Raw genomic sequence first — 14,426 nt, 5'->3', positions numbered from 1 at the left:
ATGACCCTAAATGGCTAGTAGATAAAAGCCGGAACCGGATTTCTTTTCACCTATTACCTCTTGAATCTGCTCTGACTTCGGACTCTAAATCGCCGGTTTCCTCTTTTTGAGTCCGGACATGAACCTCTTCCAACTCTGCCCCGACGATTTCCCGTTCATGTGTCCGGCCCCGAACTATCTCGCTCCATAAAAAAAACACTAACAAACGAATACATTTGTTAGTGTTTTCTAATCTATTATGAAGCTTGCTGTTCAAATCTTTTTTCAGCTGGTGGGTTAAATTGCCCTTCCCACTTCGCAATAACAATTGCTGCCAGTGAGTTCCCTACTACGTTAACCGCTGTGCGGCCCATGTCAAGGATACGGTCAATTCCCGCAATAAAGGCCAGGCCTTCTGCAGGCAATCCAATGGTGCTGAATGTTGCCAAAAGCACAACAAAGGATACGCCAGGTACGCCCGCCATCCCTTTCGATGTAACCATCAGCACTAACATTAACGTAATTTGCTGTCCGATGCTTAATTCGATCCCAAACATTTGGGCAATAAATAAAGAGGCAATCGCCTGATATAAAACAGATCCATCCAGGTTAAAAGAGTAGCCTGTTGGAATAACGAATGAAGCAATATGTTTCGGGCTTCCCGCTTTCTCCATTTTGTCCATGATTCTAGGAAGAACGGTTTCTGAGCTTGCTGTGGAAAATGCCAAAATTAATTCTTCTTTGATCATCTTTAATAATTTAAAGATGCTGAACCCGACAATTTTCGCCATCACTCCCAGTACAACAAGAACAAAGAAAATCATAGCTCCATATACAGTGAGCGCAAGCTTGCCTAATGGAATCAGTGAGGCGAAACCGTACTTGGAAATCGTGACACCAATTAAGGCAAATACCCCGATCGGCGCATACTTCATAAATAGGTTAGTTACATAGAACATCGCTTTAGCCGTACCTTCAAAAAATCTCAGAACTGGCTTTCCCAGATCTCCAATGGCTGCAATTCCAAGTCCAAATACAACAGCAAAGAAGATAATTGCCAGCATATCGCCTTCAACCATGGCTTGTACAGGGTTAGTAGGCACAATATGCAAAAACGTATCCGCTACAGACTTGCCTTCCTGCTCTTTATTGGTTTCGACATAATTTGAAATGTCACTTTGCTGCAGGCTGTCCATATTCAGGCCTGCACCAGGCTGTAACAGGTTTCCGGCAACTAAGCCAACTACAATGGCAACCAATGTCATACCGATAAAATAGGCCAATGATTTACCGCCAAGCTTACCAACGGATTTAATATCTCCTACACCAGCAATGGCAACGATAATTGTGGATAGTACAATAGGAACCACAATCATTTTAATTAAACGGATGAACACATCACCAAAGGGCTGTAAGAAACTTTGCGCCGATTCATTACCGTAAAAAATTCCGCCAACCACAATCCCCAAAACAAGGCCAATAAAGATTTGAGTGGCTAAACTTAATTTAAATTTTTTCATCAATTACCCTACCTTCCTTTTTGTATTAACATGCTGCTCAGGCAAGGGAAACAAAGCTGAACTCCATAAAAAAGAAAATCGACGATTGTCAATTCTCCTAATTCATATAGTTTTTATGTTTCCTTTAAACGCTGACGAGGTTAGCTTTCGGGTTAGGACTATGGAAACGGTAAGCCCTTCCATTTTACTGGATTCACCCCATGCGGAAACTCCGCCGTAAATAATGGGTCCCCCGTTCTTAAAATAAGATTAAGCATAGAACACTAAATCATTATATTATCCCAAGATAATTTTTGTAAATAGTTAAGTATTCCCGGTTGGCAAAACTTAAGTTCATTTCTAAACAAAAAAGCACTTGGCTCCACCTGCGCCAAGTGCCATGATAGCCACCCCTGCTATCCCCGCTAGAACTAAATTAACATCTTTGTTTTAAGAAAAATGAAGGAATTTGTAAACTTTTGTTAAGGTTATATCTTGCTTACATACCACTATCTGCACTTTTTCTTACTGTTTCGGAAAAGACAATTTTGACCAAAATTTTTTAGTATGCTGCCCCCACTTGTTCTGCTTATGCGTCCCTTTTATTTACCCTATTCCTCTCAAAACCTAAAAAACGGGTACCCTGAAAATTTAATTTTCCAATATCTCCTTCTGAAAGCAAACCATATTCCTTCCCGGAAACATGGAGCTCCAGACGGTCCCCGCTTTCAAATTCGAATGTGACAAAATACCGTGTGCGGGTACTGGAAGAATGGTGGTGATGGTTATCATGATGAATAGTTGAGCTTCTGGATACATCTGCTCGTTTTGAAGTAATCATAGCCGGCACTTTTAAATTTGGGGACTCTTCGTTTTTCTTCCACTGCCCAATCCCTTTAAAAATTGAAAATAAAATACTGCCAAAAACAATAATAAAAACGATGCCAATAAAAACAGGAACCACTTGAAACAGAACATCATCCATAAAGAATGGATCAGACATCATTCAACACACCCCCCTTTTTAATCTATAACGTACAAAACAGTTTCACAAAGTTATTGAAGGAACCGTTATAAGAGAATATGCAAATGAATTGATGTAGTATCACGCAAACAAAATGGAAAACATATTAAATCCCGCCATAAGTCCAGCAAAACTATCTGCCGAATGAGAAAGGACAGTCTCGTCCGGGGACAAAACTGCCTTTTAAAATTAAACACACGCTTCATATTCCCTTGTGATATTATGAATGATTGTCTCAACAGGCAGAATCTCGGTAATCTCATGGACTCTTGCCCCCGCAAATACGAGACCATTCTCACAATCCCCTTCCATGGATGTGACCAGGGAATCCATAGTGCAAAAGCGGTATGAGCAGTTTTTCAGGCAATCGATGCATTTCTTGATTTTGACCTTTTTATTGTCAGATATTTGTTCCGTAAAGTGGTTCTTAATGGCACGGCCTTCCAATCCTACGGTAGTTTTCACCATAACGATATCTTCCTGTTGGGCATGTACATATTTTTCCTTGAAAGATAAAGGTGCATCACATTCATGACTTGCGACAAACCGTGTTCCCATTTGAACACCGGAAGCACCGAAGCGAATGGCATGCGCCATATCTTCTCCTGTCAAAATCCCCCCCGCTGCAATGACAGGGATTTTAACAGCTTCCACAACTTCCGGTAAAATATCAAATAATGGCCTTTCGGTGCCTAAATGTCCTCCTGCCTCATTGCCTTCAACGACAACAGCAGAAGCCCCCAGCCTTTCTGACATTTTAGCCAGCCTTGCAGATGACACAATCGAAATGACCGGGGTACCGGATTCTTTGCCCCAATTGTACATATCCCTTGATATTCCTGCACCTGAAATAATGAAATCCACCTTCTCCTCAATGGCGGCTTTCATTTTTTCAGCGAAATCATTCATGGCAAATAGAACATTCACCCCAATATAGCCCTCACCCTTGATAGATGCCCTGGCCTTTCGTATGTGCAGCCTTAACTCTTCTATGCTAATACCTGTTCCTGAAATAATGCCAATCCCCCCGGCATTCGCCACAGCGGATGCCAAGCCGCTTAACGAAATCCCTACGCCCATTCCACCTTGCATAATGGGAAACTCGGGTGTCATATGACCGATTGTTAATTGTGGAAATTTCAAAAGAACTACCCCATTTCATCGCCAATTTATTTCTTCTCCATTATTGTGCGAATGGAGTTAATTGAATAGTGATAAACATAATACCTGGTACTAAAATCAGGTTGTATTTTTACGGTATTCACAGAATGTTCATGAATTTGCAAAGACTGCTTCTGACTATAAACATAGAGCTGATACAGTTGACCGCTGCAGCCTATCTTAATAAAATGAAAGCATCTCAAATTGGAGGTTTTTGTTTGTTGAACTTATGTGTAGAGCTGGAGGAGAAACACTTTCTGGCTGCATAACAGCATGAGAAAGTGCCATTTATATTGAAACTTTATCATCACATAAAGAACAGGAGACTATAAATGGATATCTTAATTCGTCAAGAACTCCCGTCAGACTATCATTCGACTGAAGAAATGGTAAAAGAAGCTTTTTTAAATGAAGAATACAGCGATAAAAAAGAACATTACCTTGTCAAAAGGCTAAGGAGTTCCGAAGCTTTCATTCCGGAGCTTTCTTTAGTCGCAGCCGCTCCGGCTAAAGAGATTGCGGGTCATATTCTCTTATCCAAAATTAAAATATTGGATGGTGAAAGAGAGGCAGATTCTCTTGCACTTGCCCCTGTTTCTGTTGCTCCCGGTTATCAAGGGAAAGGCATCGGGAGCCAATTAATTCGTACTGCACTTAACACGGCCAAAGAAGCCGGTTATCATTCTGTAATTGTTCTGGGCCATAAAGATTTCTATCCTAAGTTTGGCTTTAAACCGGCCAGTCTTTGGAATATCAAAGCCCCCTTCGAAGTGCCTGACGAAGCATTCATGGCTCTCGAATTGACGGATAATGCTCTCAAAAATTCAGCTGGTACAGTCCGGTATTCAAAAGCCTTTTCAGAGTAAAAACAAATACAAGCTATCTCTATTTAAATATCTGGAGATAGCTTTTTCTTTACTAAGGCTCTTTTCGAATAAATTGTTGTTTTTCGCTTATCAATGTTGTCCGCTGATTGCAGCGAGAGGATGCTCGCTTTCCACTACAATCCACTCAGTAAATATTATATAAATACCAACAAACTTTGCGAAAACGGCCTAAAAAAGCTGTACCCTACTTCATATACTTCGCAACTAACAAATAACACCTTTCTCTTGTCAGACTTGCCAGGGCAGCCACATATTCTAATTGCTCCATTGAACCCCCTTTATATTTTAGGGAAGAATTTTTAGCCGTTTCATCTCTTTGCTGGACCCATTTCCGCTGTTCTTCTCTTAGTTGATCCATCTGATCATTTTCAAGCTGTTCTTCCAGCAACCCATAGATTTTGTTTAATTCGTCATCCCACGTTCTATATCTTTCTTCCTCCTGTTCCACCATTTCTGTGGTCGTTGTCTTGGCTTCTGCGTTTCTGTCCGCTTCTTCCATTTTGTTTAGCTTCTTAAGATATTCATCTTTACTGCTCCCGGGACTTTCATTTTTATCAACATCAACATCATTTGAGGCTTCAGCTGAATTGTCTTTGTCATGGGACTGTGCAGTATTACTGCTGCCGTCAGATTTTTCTTCCTCCATTCCCTGTGATCCTTTAGGCTCCTTTTCCGTTGTTTCGATATCTTCTTCTTGAACAGAGCTGTTACTGGTTGGCTCACTGCTCGATACTTCAGATGAGTTCCCACAAGCAGCCAATACTCCTGACAAGGCTACTGTTAACAGTACTGCCAAAAACCTTTTATTGTTTTTCAATGTTCTAACTCCCTTTCTCTTTTTGAAAAAATGTCTGTATTCATTCGTCCAAACCAATCTTATCATTATTTATAGAAAATTATCCCAATTAAAAATCAAGGACGAAAAAAGGAGCTCCGCTTCGGAACTCCTTTCTAGATAGATTGAACATAATCCTTAATCACTCTTTGGTCAGGAGGACTAATATTCGAGGGAATCTCCTGAACATGAAAAAATCGCAATTCGCTTACCTCATCTTCACCTATATCAAGTTCTCCATCAAAGTTATTGCAGATATAGGCGGCAACGACATTATATACTTCATCACCGTGAGGGTATTTATAGTAAAACTCTTCACCTGAATAGATATTAAACAATTGCAGGTCTTTCGCTGTTAGCCCTGTTTCTTCAAGCATCTCTCTCTTTGCCACATCTTCCAGTGTTTCACCGGGCTCCAGAGAACCTCCCGCCAGCCCCCAGCAGTTATTATCCTTCCTTAACTGTAATAATAGTCTATTATTCTTATCCAAAATGATGACACTCGCTCCAGTAATTACAAGAGGACGGCTTCCAACTATCTTTCTTAAATCCATAACATACCCCATAACAATCTCCTATACTTAAGACTTCCCTAAGACTATTCGCCAATTTGGAAATAAATCCTTTATTAATTTTGGAATTTTATGTTAATATAAATGGGAGGAGGGCATGCTTTCCAGCATTTCACAAAATGGTTTTTAGAACATTCAAAGGACGGAATATATGTGGATTATATTTGGATTCATTGCCATAGGTGCAACGATCATGAATCTTTATAAGTATAAAGCAGGAAAAGATTATAAACTGGCACTGGCAATGGGATTATCCTTCACTGCCTTGACACTATGTGCAGAGCACAGCACTGTGGCCAATTGGGTGGATGGAGAAGATTGGGGAGCATTAATGGATGTGGTTCCTGCTATGGAAAAAGCATTGTGGGTATTAACAGCGGTTTCAATCCTGTTGAATATAACACCTATCCTTCTAGAGAGAAAAAATAAAACAATAAGATAAACGAAAGGAGAATTTTATGAGCACTCAAAATAAACACACATCAAAAGCTATAGGAATTTCCCTATTAATAACAATCGTTGCCTTATTCAATATCGATAGTCTTAAACTCTATACAATAATATATATCCCCTTCGTATTCTGTATATCGTTCATAAGCATTTACTGGATTTCAGCGATTACTGCAAAAGCCTTTCAAAAGTTCCAAAAACACACTGGTTACAATTAAGATAAGGAAAGAAGGCAAACTGCTGCCACACTTCATAGATTCTTTTCTTCCGCTAACCAAGCAATCGCCTTCTTCTCCATCTCTTTCACAAACAACATTTTTGCCTGGCTATAATCACTCGTGTCTTCAACCTTCTGGCCAGTTCTCCCTTAAATTATGAATACCTTGCTGCTTCATCCGGGCGGGACCTCAGATAATCTCTCAAGATAAGATGCCGTTCTATTTGAGGGTTATCAAATTGATAGAAATGGATATGGTGGGATCGGTTTTCCCCGCCTTTTCGAAATAATCTTCGCCCTGTAATGCCCCATTCCCCTGCAGGTTCGTACCTAAGCTTTTTCATCTGTTCATTAAATGGATCAATCTTCCCGATGTTTTTCACGATACACATCATATCGATTACAGGCTTTGCTTCATCCCCCCGGACTGCAGTGATCCCAAAATGTTCACACTCAATGATTTCATCTTTAAAAATGGCTTTTAAAAATTCAGCTTCTCTTTGATACATAAGGGCCCATCTATCGCTAATTCAGTTAGTCGAATCTTCACTCAAAAAACCTCCGTTGAAACCTTCATAGTACTTATTCCATACGGAAAATCATTTACCTTCTAATGAATCATACGCCTTTTGCTGTTTTCTTATATAATTGTTTAAGGAGAGCTGGAAGTGGCACTAATGAAAAAAAACATCTATATCCATTACTATTTTTGGGATTAACTGTATTAGAACTATTCTTATATGAATTTTCCAAGGAAAAAGAGGCACCTGAAAACACCCTTTTAAACGAATATAATATTTTTATGAATTTCAATGGTTATGAAATCTTGAAGTCCACCCTGGGGAAGAATATATATTTTCTCTATATGAAAATGCAGCTGCTAATACTGTTGGTTTAATAGAATCTCGGGAGAATGGAGAAATGAAAACCGAAATGGGAGAGGAAGAGAAATTAGATTTTTACGTTCTTTGTCTTAAGGGTAAGTACAATAATTATGTTGGAGTAAAGTTTGAAAAGACCTCAAAAGGCAGGATATTTTGAATTACATACAAAAGAGGCCGTGTAGAAAAGTTTGCAGTTAATACAGATACTTATATAACTAAAACTGAGCTGCCTTTTAATGAGCTTACAGTGATAAAAATCTTTACTAGAAACGGAGAAGATTTATTTCAGAGTCAGCTGTTGTATGAGCCTTAAGATTAAACTTATGGAGGATGTGTTTTTAGCTTGAAAGACCGTTATTATCTAATACTTTTAATTATGATCATTCTGATGCCAATAATTGTATTTCTAAAAACGCACAATTGGGAAAATGCGATTACGGCTTTACTGGGGGGAGTGATCTTTTATGGCATTTACGGATTGTTTAGTTTGCACCGCGATCTGAAAAGGCAAGAGGATTCCGACATCTCGATGATCAGCAAGCTTTCGGATGAACAATTAGAGGATTTCACCCTCCCTCTGTTAACTAAATTAGGATATCCCATTACAAAGCCGAGTGATGAGAACCCGGATATCAGTTTTTTACTAACCCTCCCAACAGGCAGCCAAGCGATTGTAAAAGTCAAAAGCCATAAAAGAGAAATCGGTATTCGCCTTGTCCAAAAAACTTTAAAACAAATGGATACTTATGAGGCTTCTGAATGCTGGGTTATCACAAACGAGCGTTTCACCACTCAAGCAATTGAATTTGCTAAAGCAAACAAGATCCGCTTATTCGACCGGGAACAATTCATAGACTGGATACTAAAAGCAAAAAAAGAGGAAAAAATTCGGGGATAGGCTCCTTGATATTCAGGAGATTCCTTCACACTTCTACATTTGAAGATATGGATTTTCACCTTAACATCCAATTTTTTTGGACGTTAAGGTGAAATATCTCTTGGCTATAATTTCATTTTACCTATAAGAATCATGTATCGGATGGAACAGATCTTCCTCTGCATTTCTGACAACTGAAAAGTGTTCCACATTGTAATGGCCGTGAAGTGTTTCATTATGATGCTTAATAATTTGCTCAGCAGTTAAAGCATCGCTGTCCGTTGTTGAATGCCCATCACCTACTAATGTAACATCCAATCCGCTGATTGTTGCGGTTCTAACAGCACTGTCTATACAATGCTGAGTTTTACAGCCCATTATAACAACATGCCTGACCTCTTGAGACTTCAGGTGATCCAGCAGTCCTGTTCCATGAAATGAATTGGTTGCTGTTTTATCAAAGCACTTTGTTTCTGCAGGCAATTTAATATCTCCGTGAACCTGAAATCCTTTTCCTTTCCCTTCCGCAACATCCAGATCCCTTACAGCGACTACTGGAACACCTGATTGTTTTGCTTTTTCGATCACTGTATTGATATTCCCGATAAGGTGCTCTTTATTAAAAACAGCACTCTCTTCCAGGTTCCCATCAATTAACTCCTGCTGAGCATCAATAATCAATAAGGTTTGATTCAATTAATTTTCCCCTTTCAACACCTTTAAATTTTTCTCAGAAATATTCTCCTAGTGCTTTCACGCCAATATATTTATTTCTCATATTATCTTCCTCCTCAATACAGCTAAAATTATCTAAATTTTTAGATATATTTGATTATAACAGAATAACCAAAGCAAAAAAATGAATTTCGTAAGCTATGAATCAAAAAAAAATAGGCCGCCTGAGTAAGGCGGCCTAAGTTCAATATTCCAATTCCCAGCTTAGTAAGCCCGGGCAAACCATACGGTATGCTTCGCTTCTTTTCCACAATGGATGCATGTATCCTTAGTGGACGGCGGGTTGAACGGAATGTTTCGTGTTGTGAATTTTGTTTTTTCTTTTACACTTTCTTCACAGGCGTCATCACCGCACCATCCGGCTAAGATCCACCCTGGGATGGCATCATTTTGTTCTGATTGGGCAATGTGCTGTTCTAATTGCTCGATTGTATCAATATGTGTGTGCGAATGCTCTGCACGGAATGCTTTAGCTTTTTCTAATAAACGAGTTTGCATGGTTTCAAGCTCTTTTTTGATGCTTTCGATAACCGAATCAAGCGATACAGCCACTTTATCCCCAAGATCTCGTGCTTTCATTAAGCCTTGATTCTGGTCTAAATCACGCGGACCAAGCTCGATGCGGACAGGTACGCCTTTTAGCTCCCACTCATTAAATTTATAGCCTGGTGATTGATCGGAGTCATCAAGGCGTACGCGGATTCCTTCTGCCTTTAATGCAGCAAAGATTTCATCCAATTTCTCCATAATCGCAGGGTTCTTTTTCCATGGGCCAACTGGAATCAGCACCACTTGAGTCGGTGCTATTCTTGGAGGCAGCACAAGACCTTGTTCATCACCATGAACCATGATGACAGAGCCGATTAACCGTGTCGATGTACCCCATGATGTGGTGTGAACAAACGTATGTTTATTTTCTTTGTTCAAATATTTGATATCAAAGGCTTCGGCAAATTTTGTGCCCAGGTAGTGGGAAGTCCCCGCCTGCACGGCTTTTCCATCCTTCATCATTGCTTCAATGCTAAACGTATCAACTGCACCGGCAAAGCGCTCGGATGGAGTTTTTTGTCCATCATAAACCGGAATCGCTAGCAAACCTTCAACCACTTCTTTATAGATTTCAAGCATCTGCATTGTTTCCTTGCGCGCATCTTCTTCGTCCACATGTGCTGTATGGCCTTCTTGCCATAAAAATTCAGATGTGCGGATGAAAGGAAGAGTTTTCTTCTCCCAGCGGAATACATTTGCCCATTGATTGATTAAGACCGGCAGATCCCGGTAGCTTTTAATCCAATCGGAATATAAATGTCCAATCATCGTTTCAGAAGTTGGACGCAGTGCCAGACGCTCCTCCAGCTTTTCTCCAGCCGCTTCTGTGATCCAAGGAAGCTCAGGCGAGAATCCTTCAATGTGATCCTTTTCCTTTTGAAAAAAGTTCTCCGGAATCAGCATCGGAAAATAGGCATTGCGGTGGCCGGTTTCCTTAAAACGCTTATCCATCTCTGCCTGAATATGCTCCCAAATTTCATAGCCATCAGGCTTAAAGGCGATACACCCGCGAACAGGGGTGTAATCAAATAAATCTGCTTTTTGTATCGTTTCCAGATACCACTTTGAAAAATTATTGGTGTTTTGAGACATCTTCTTTTCCTCCTGAAAGTATTTTTTTAGAATAAAAAAAGCATAAAGAGTCCTTCAAAAGGACGTCTTTATGCTGATAGACGCGGTACCACCTTAGTTCGGCTTTACAAAATTTAAAGCCCTCTAATCGTTAATAACGAAACGACCCGGTTAGCTTTTTCCTAACATCTCCGTGGCAGGTTTCAATAAGGAGGGGTGATATAGCTCTCAGCCCAGGCTATATTTTCTGTTTCACAATCCTTATTTACTTGATCACATCATTGATTACATATATATGATAATATACCAACTTGTGATGAGTAATTCAATACAGGCAGAAATAAATTCCTGCCTAACCGTCCCTTCCAACTATTTCCCCTCAGATCTTCTCTCTATCTTAGACGTCTTCAGGAAAAATAATCCATACACAACCGGACCAATAATGAGCGTCAGCTTAATTTAAAAGTTAACCTTCTACTCTGTTTTATATTCCTATTTCTCAACATTTCCATCATTGTTCATAAAGTCGATCTGGAAAAAATAGTTTGATATGATAATATAAATAAATGTGTTAACCTTCAAACCATTTTAGTTAACCTTTATATTTTATGGGGGGATTTTATGTTTAAGCTGCGCGGCCATCATCTCTTCTGTCTTTTGGGCTATCGGGGAATGGGCTATTCCCGGGAATACGCGGAAAATATGACACGTATGCATAAAACCTTGAGAGACAATCCCAGGACATGGATACAGCTAGTAAAAGGGCCGGATCATTTGTGTGAAAAGTATCCCAACTCAGGTGAATACCATTGTGAACACGATAATATTTACGAAAGAGATGCTGTTATTCTAGAGAAATTAGGGCTTCATATCGGGCAAATTCTGTACTGGCAGGACATTGAATTAAACATCCGGAAGCATGCTCTTCCCTCAGATATACAGACTGTCTGCGAAACTTGTTCCTGGCGCTCTTATGGAGTCTGTGAAGAAGGCATTCGGGATATTCTTGAAGGGCAGGGTTTAAGGGAAGTAAAGTAAGCCTCTATTAGAATACTTTTCTTAAAAATGGCAGCATCCATTTATTTATCCCTCCATTCAGGCATTAGTCTATTCTTTCCGGAATATAGGTAGAAAAAAGAAATAAATGGAGGGAATTTCGTGGCATTTGCGGCAATTTTGACAGTTGGTCAGCTAAAGTATCCAGAAGAACACCCTGCCTCAAGGGAGTTCTTTATAGCAGGAAATCAAGTTATGAGAGAGGCCGCTAAAACCGGGCAGCTTATAAAAGAATTCAATCCTAATAGAGTGAAACTCCCTGAAGAAAAAATTAAGGGCAATAGAACTCCTATCCTTACCTTAACAGTATGGCAAGACCTGCAATCCTTATACCGGTTTACCTATTCAGGCAGCCATAGGCAAGCATTGCAGGACAGGAATAAGTGGTTTGGTCCTCTTCCGGAAAGGCAGCCTAATTATGTGGTATGGTGGACAGATAAATTATCGGATGTTTCCTGGAAGGAAGCTTTCAAAAGATATGATACTTATATCCAGCATGGACCTGATTCTTTCGCATTTGACTTTAAGCATCCGTTCAATGAACTTGGGGAGCCGGTCTCGCTTAAATAGCTATGAAAGAAAGTTACTTTTTCTTTTTAATCAATTCTATTAAATAACACATTTGCGAAATTATTAATGACAGCAGTAAGACAATAATTATTCCGAATGTGTTTACCGCTTCTTCTGCCGAATCGCTTCCGACCATATTTACTGAACCCATTATAATAATGAGCAAGGCACTTACTAGTACTGATAAGAAGAAAATACTAATATATATTTTGACATGGAATCCCCCTGCTCTTCAGAGTATATTGTTTCGTTTCTTTTTGCGCTTTCTTTTTTTATAGCCCTTCATTATATGAAAAAGGATTTCGTCTATTCAAAGAGATTAAGCCCTGAAGGTCTTCCCAAGATGTCCGCCCAGTCCGTAATAGTGTCTGAAATTATAAATAAGCGGACTCCATTCATAGGGGTTCACATGATGATCCTCCATAATGATGGATGTATGGGCATGAACTTTTAATGCTTTTACTTCTACGATAGCAAAGCTTGGGTCATGCTCCGGAATCCTGATATGTTCCACCCTGCTCTCAATTTGCAGGGGACATTCCAGGATTCTAAGGGGCTTCACGATTTCTGCTTCCTGCTTACTAAGGGAGGCTGCCGAGAATTTATCCCTCTCAAAACGAAATGAATTATCCCGTTTGTATTCCGGTACTGGATTCTTGCCTGTCAGCGGTGCCAAAGCCTCTACATTCCTCCAGAGGCCGGGGCCGGGAACGTTCACCACGCACTCAGGATGATTACGAAGGTTTTCCAATGCCTTTCCCCCTTCCCCGATTCCAAGAACAATACATTCCCCTAACGCCCATGACGAGGATAACGGGCTGATGTTGGATGTTCCATCTTCATTAAGTGTTGTTAATAAGACCACTGGTGTTCCATAGTATAAAATTTTGGGGTGAATGGGTTTAGTTCTTATTTCTTCCTTTTTCATAACTTGTTCCTCCTGAATATTTTTTCAATTATCATTGTAAGGGCTAATTATTTCAATTATCATCGAAATATGGATTACATGGAGGAATGGGATATGATAGTGAATTCTAACGTTGCAAAAGTCGCTTCTCTAATCAGTGAACCCAGTCGGGCAGCTATACTGACCGCCTTATTGGATGGCCGCTTTCACACTGTAAACGAGCTCGCCCATATGGCACGGGTTAAGCCGCAAACGGCCAGCTTCCACCTCAAAAAAATGCTGGATGCTCAAGTAGTGACAGCAGAAAAACAGGGAAGGCACCGGTATTATGGAATCATGAATCAAGAAGTTGCCAGAGTGATGGAATCCTTTCTATCCATTGCCCCTGCAGCAGAAATTAAATCTTTTAAACATGCCTCTGAAGATAAAGCAATCCGCTTTGCCAGAACATGCTATGATCATCTCGCTGGAAATTTAGGGGTGCAAATAACTGAATCGCTAAAAAAAAGAGGATTTATTGCTGAAGTAAATGACACATTCAGTGTTACGGAAGAGGGAAAAGAATTTTTCCACACCATGCAAATAGACCTGGCCTCATTAAAAAAGAAACGCCGCTCTTTTTCCCATAAATGTCTGGACTGGAGCGAAAGACGCCATCATCTTGCAGGTGCACTGGGGAATGCCATCCTGGAGATACTCCTGGAACGAAATTGGATCCAGCGTATCCCCAAAACCCGGGCTATCAAAATAACCCCTTCTGGATTGAAGGGACTTAAGGATACCTTTGCGATTGATATGGATAGAGAATAAAAAAGGTACCCTCGCTTCCTGGATGCGGGTACCACTGGCATTCCTATTACCGTCAAATCTGCCGAACTATGATTCTATCCAAGCCACTGACAATTGTAAGCTAAAATACCTAAGAGTGCCCCCACACCTGATCCAAATCCTAACCCAAACAATGCCCATACAGCTTTTCTATTCACTTGCTTTTTATTCTTTTCACCCAAGATCAGTACCTCCCTATAGAATGGACAGTAGCTTCCATGACAAAAAATGCTGCTCTATATTTCATGCACCTGTAAAAAAATGTATGAATCCATCATTACAATATACTATGCTGAATTGGAAATTCCTTCTATAAAACAAAAGA

15 protein-coding genes, 1 pseudogene, 1 riboswitch and 1 other annotated feature are annotated in these 14,426 nt (G+C 40.0%); of the genes and pseudogenes, 6 read left to right on the top strand and 10 right to left on the bottom strand.

Features of this window, described 5'->3' with window-relative positions:
• Positions 1-236: 236 nt before the first annotated feature.
• The 3 genes from AC6CHU_RS17325 to AC6CHU_RS17315 all read right to left on the bottom strand — a co-directional run bounded on the left by AC6CHU_RS17325 (position 237) and on the right by AC6CHU_RS17315 (position 3,645).
• On the bottom strand, positions 237-1,499 hold the full coding sequence (locus AC6CHU_RS17325) for a cation:dicarboxylate symporter family transporter (RefSeq protein WP_159862301.1): 1,263 nt from the start codon (positions 1,497-1,499) through the stop codon (positions 237-239).
• 114 nt (positions 1,500-1,613) lie between these two features.
• Positions 1,614-1,765, bottom strand: a riboswitch (cyclic di-AMP (ydaO/yuaA leader).
• Positions 1,766-2,067: 302 nt separating this feature from the next.
• Positions 2,068-2,484 (bottom strand): DUF2500 domain-containing protein, encoded by a 417-nt coding sequence (locus tag AC6CHU_RS17320; protein WP_311315899.1) that lies wholly within the window; start codon positions 2,482-2,484, stop codon positions 2,068-2,070.
• Between the two features lie 207 nt (positions 2,485-2,691).
• Positions 2,692-3,645 carry a nitronate monooxygenase gene (locus AC6CHU_RS17315; protein WP_159862302.1) on the bottom strand — a complete coding sequence of 318 codons (954 nt, stop codon included), beginning with the start codon at positions 3,643-3,645 and terminating at the stop codon, positions 2,692-2,694.
• Positions 3,646-3,995: 350 nt separating this feature from the next.
• Between AC6CHU_RS17315 and AC6CHU_RS17310 the strand changes: the two genes are divergently transcribed.
• Positions 3,996-4,529 (top strand): GNAT family N-acetyltransferase, encoded by a 534-nt coding sequence (locus tag AC6CHU_RS17310; RefSeq protein WP_159862303.1) that lies wholly within the window; start codon positions 3,996-3,998, stop codon positions 4,527-4,529.
• Positions 4,530-4,734: 205 nt separating this feature from the next.
• On the opposite strand, the gene AC6CHU_RS17305 is transcribed toward AC6CHU_RS17310, so the two are convergent.
• Positions 4,735-5,367, bottom strand: coding sequence for a lysozyme inhibitor LprI family protein (locus AC6CHU_RS17305; RefSeq protein ID WP_159862304.1), 633 nt, complete (start codon positions 5,365-5,367; stop codon positions 4,735-4,737).
• Between the two features lie 134 nt (positions 5,368-5,501).
• Positions 5,502-5,951 carry an NUDIX hydrolase gene (locus AC6CHU_RS17300; RefSeq protein ID WP_251283530.1) on the bottom strand — a complete coding sequence of 150 codons (450 nt, stop codon included), beginning with the start codon at positions 5,949-5,951 and terminating at the stop codon, positions 5,502-5,504.
• Positions 5,952-6,108: 157 nt separating this feature from the next.
• Between AC6CHU_RS17300 and AC6CHU_RS17295 the strand changes: the two genes are divergently transcribed.
• On the top strand, positions 6,109-6,399 hold the full coding sequence (locus AC6CHU_RS17295) for a hypothetical protein (RefSeq protein WP_498122504.1): 291 nt from the start codon (positions 6,109-6,111) through the stop codon (positions 6,397-6,399).
• A gap of 258 nt (positions 6,400-6,657) precedes the next feature.
• Here the strand turns inward: AC6CHU_RS17295 and AC6CHU_RS17290 are convergent.
• Positions 6,658-7,174 (bottom strand): annotated as a pseudogene (locus AC6CHU_RS17290) (GrpB family protein).
• Positions 7,175-7,851: 677 nt separating this feature from the next.
• On the opposite strand from AC6CHU_RS17290, the gene AC6CHU_RS17285 reads away from it, so the two are divergent.
• Positions 7,852-8,406, top strand: coding sequence for a restriction endonuclease (locus AC6CHU_RS17285; RefSeq protein WP_236566116.1), 555 nt, complete (start codon positions 7,852-7,854; stop codon positions 8,404-8,406).
• A gap of 117 nt (positions 8,407-8,523) precedes the next feature.
• On the opposite strand, the gene AC6CHU_RS17280 is transcribed toward AC6CHU_RS17285, so the two are convergent.
• Positions 8,524-9,081, bottom strand: a complete 558-nt coding sequence (locus tag AC6CHU_RS17280; RefSeq protein WP_159862307.1) for an isochorismatase family protein — start codon at positions 9,079-9,081, stop codon at positions 8,524-8,526.
• 243 nt (positions 9,082-9,324) lie between these two features.
• A complete protein-coding gene (gene proS, locus AC6CHU_RS17275) occupies positions 9,325-10,761 on the bottom strand; it encodes a proline--tRNA ligase (RefSeq protein ID WP_159862308.1) in 1,437 nt (478 codons plus the stop codon).
• Positions 10,762-10,816: 55 nt separating this feature from the next.
• Positions 10,817-11,031: a binding site (T-box leader), on the bottom strand.
• Positions 11,032-11,361: 330 nt separating this feature from the next.
• On the opposite strand from proS, the gene AC6CHU_RS17270 reads away from it, so the two are divergent.
• Positions 11,362-11,778, top strand: a complete 417-nt coding sequence (locus AC6CHU_RS17270) for a DUF1284 domain-containing protein (protein WP_251283533.1) — start codon at positions 11,362-11,364, stop codon at positions 11,776-11,778.
• 120 nt (positions 11,779-11,898) lie between these two features.
• A complete protein-coding gene (locus tag AC6CHU_RS17265) occupies positions 11,899-12,366 on the top strand; it encodes a DUF3291 domain-containing protein (protein WP_159862310.1) in 468 nt (155 codons plus the stop codon).
• Between the two features lie 319 nt (positions 12,367-12,685).
• On the opposite strand, the gene AC6CHU_RS17260 is transcribed toward AC6CHU_RS17265, so the two are convergent.
• The gene (locus AC6CHU_RS17260) at positions 12,686-13,294 is read right to left on the bottom strand and encodes a flavin reductase family protein (protein ID WP_251283535.1); all 609 of its coding nucleotides are present in this window, start codon (positions 13,292-13,294) and stop codon (positions 12,686-12,688) included.
• Between the two features lie 93 nt (positions 13,295-13,387).
• On the opposite strand from AC6CHU_RS17260, the gene AC6CHU_RS17255 reads away from it, so the two are divergent.
• Entirely contained in the window at positions 13,388-14,083 is a 696-nt protein-coding gene (locus tag AC6CHU_RS17255) for an ArsR/SmtB family transcription factor (RefSeq protein WP_159862312.1), read from the top strand.
• A gap of 74 nt (positions 14,084-14,157) precedes the next feature.
• Here the strand turns inward: AC6CHU_RS17255 and AC6CHU_RS17250 are convergent, their stop codons facing one another.
• Positions 14,158-14,283 (bottom strand): hypothetical protein, encoded by a 126-nt coding sequence (locus AC6CHU_RS17250; RefSeq protein WP_268891635.1) that lies wholly within the window; start codon positions 14,281-14,283, stop codon positions 14,158-14,160.
• Positions 14,284-14,426: the final 143 nt, after the last annotated feature.

The organism is Cytobacillus sp. GQ23, from assembly GCF_059758675.1.
The sequence above is the reverse complement of the archived record's forward strand: the minus strand, read 5'-3'. Positions and strand labels throughout refer to the sequence as shown.

Bases quoted from the DNA above. Each gene is read 5' to 3' on its own strand.
- AC6CHU_RS17255 (WP_159862312.1), top strand. From the start codon at position 13,388: ATGATAGTGAATTCTAACGTTGCAAAAGTCGCTTCTCTAATCAGTGAA.
- proS (WP_159862308.1), bottom strand. From the start codon at position 10,761: ATGTCTCAAAACACCAATAATTTTTCAAAGTGGTATCTGGAAACGATA.
- AC6CHU_RS17325 (WP_159862301.1), bottom strand. From the start codon at position 1,499: ATGAAAAAATTTAAATTAAGTTTAGCCACTCAAATCTTTATTGGCCTT.
- AC6CHU_RS17300 (WP_251283530.1), bottom strand. From the start codon at position 5,951: ATGGGGTATGTTATGGATTTAAGAAAGATAGTTGGAAGCCGTCCTCTT.
- AC6CHU_RS17295 (WP_498122504.1), top strand. From the start codon at position 6,109: ATGTGGATTATATTTGGATTCATTGCCATAGGTGCAACGATCATGAAT.
- AC6CHU_RS17270 (WP_251283533.1), top strand. From the start codon at position 11,362: ATGTTTAAGCTGCGCGGCCATCATCTCTTCTGTCTTTTGGGCTATCGG.
- AC6CHU_RS17320 (WP_311315899.1), bottom strand. From the start codon at position 2,484: ATGATGTCTGATCCATTCTTTATGGATGATGTTCTGTTTCAAGTGGTT.
- AC6CHU_RS17260 (WP_251283535.1), bottom strand. From the start codon at position 13,294: ATGAAAAAGGAAGAAATAAGAACTAAACCCATTCACCCCAAAATTTTA.
- AC6CHU_RS17310 (WP_159862303.1), top strand. From the start codon at position 3,996: ATGGATATCTTAATTCGTCAAGAACTCCCGTCAGACTATCATTCGACT.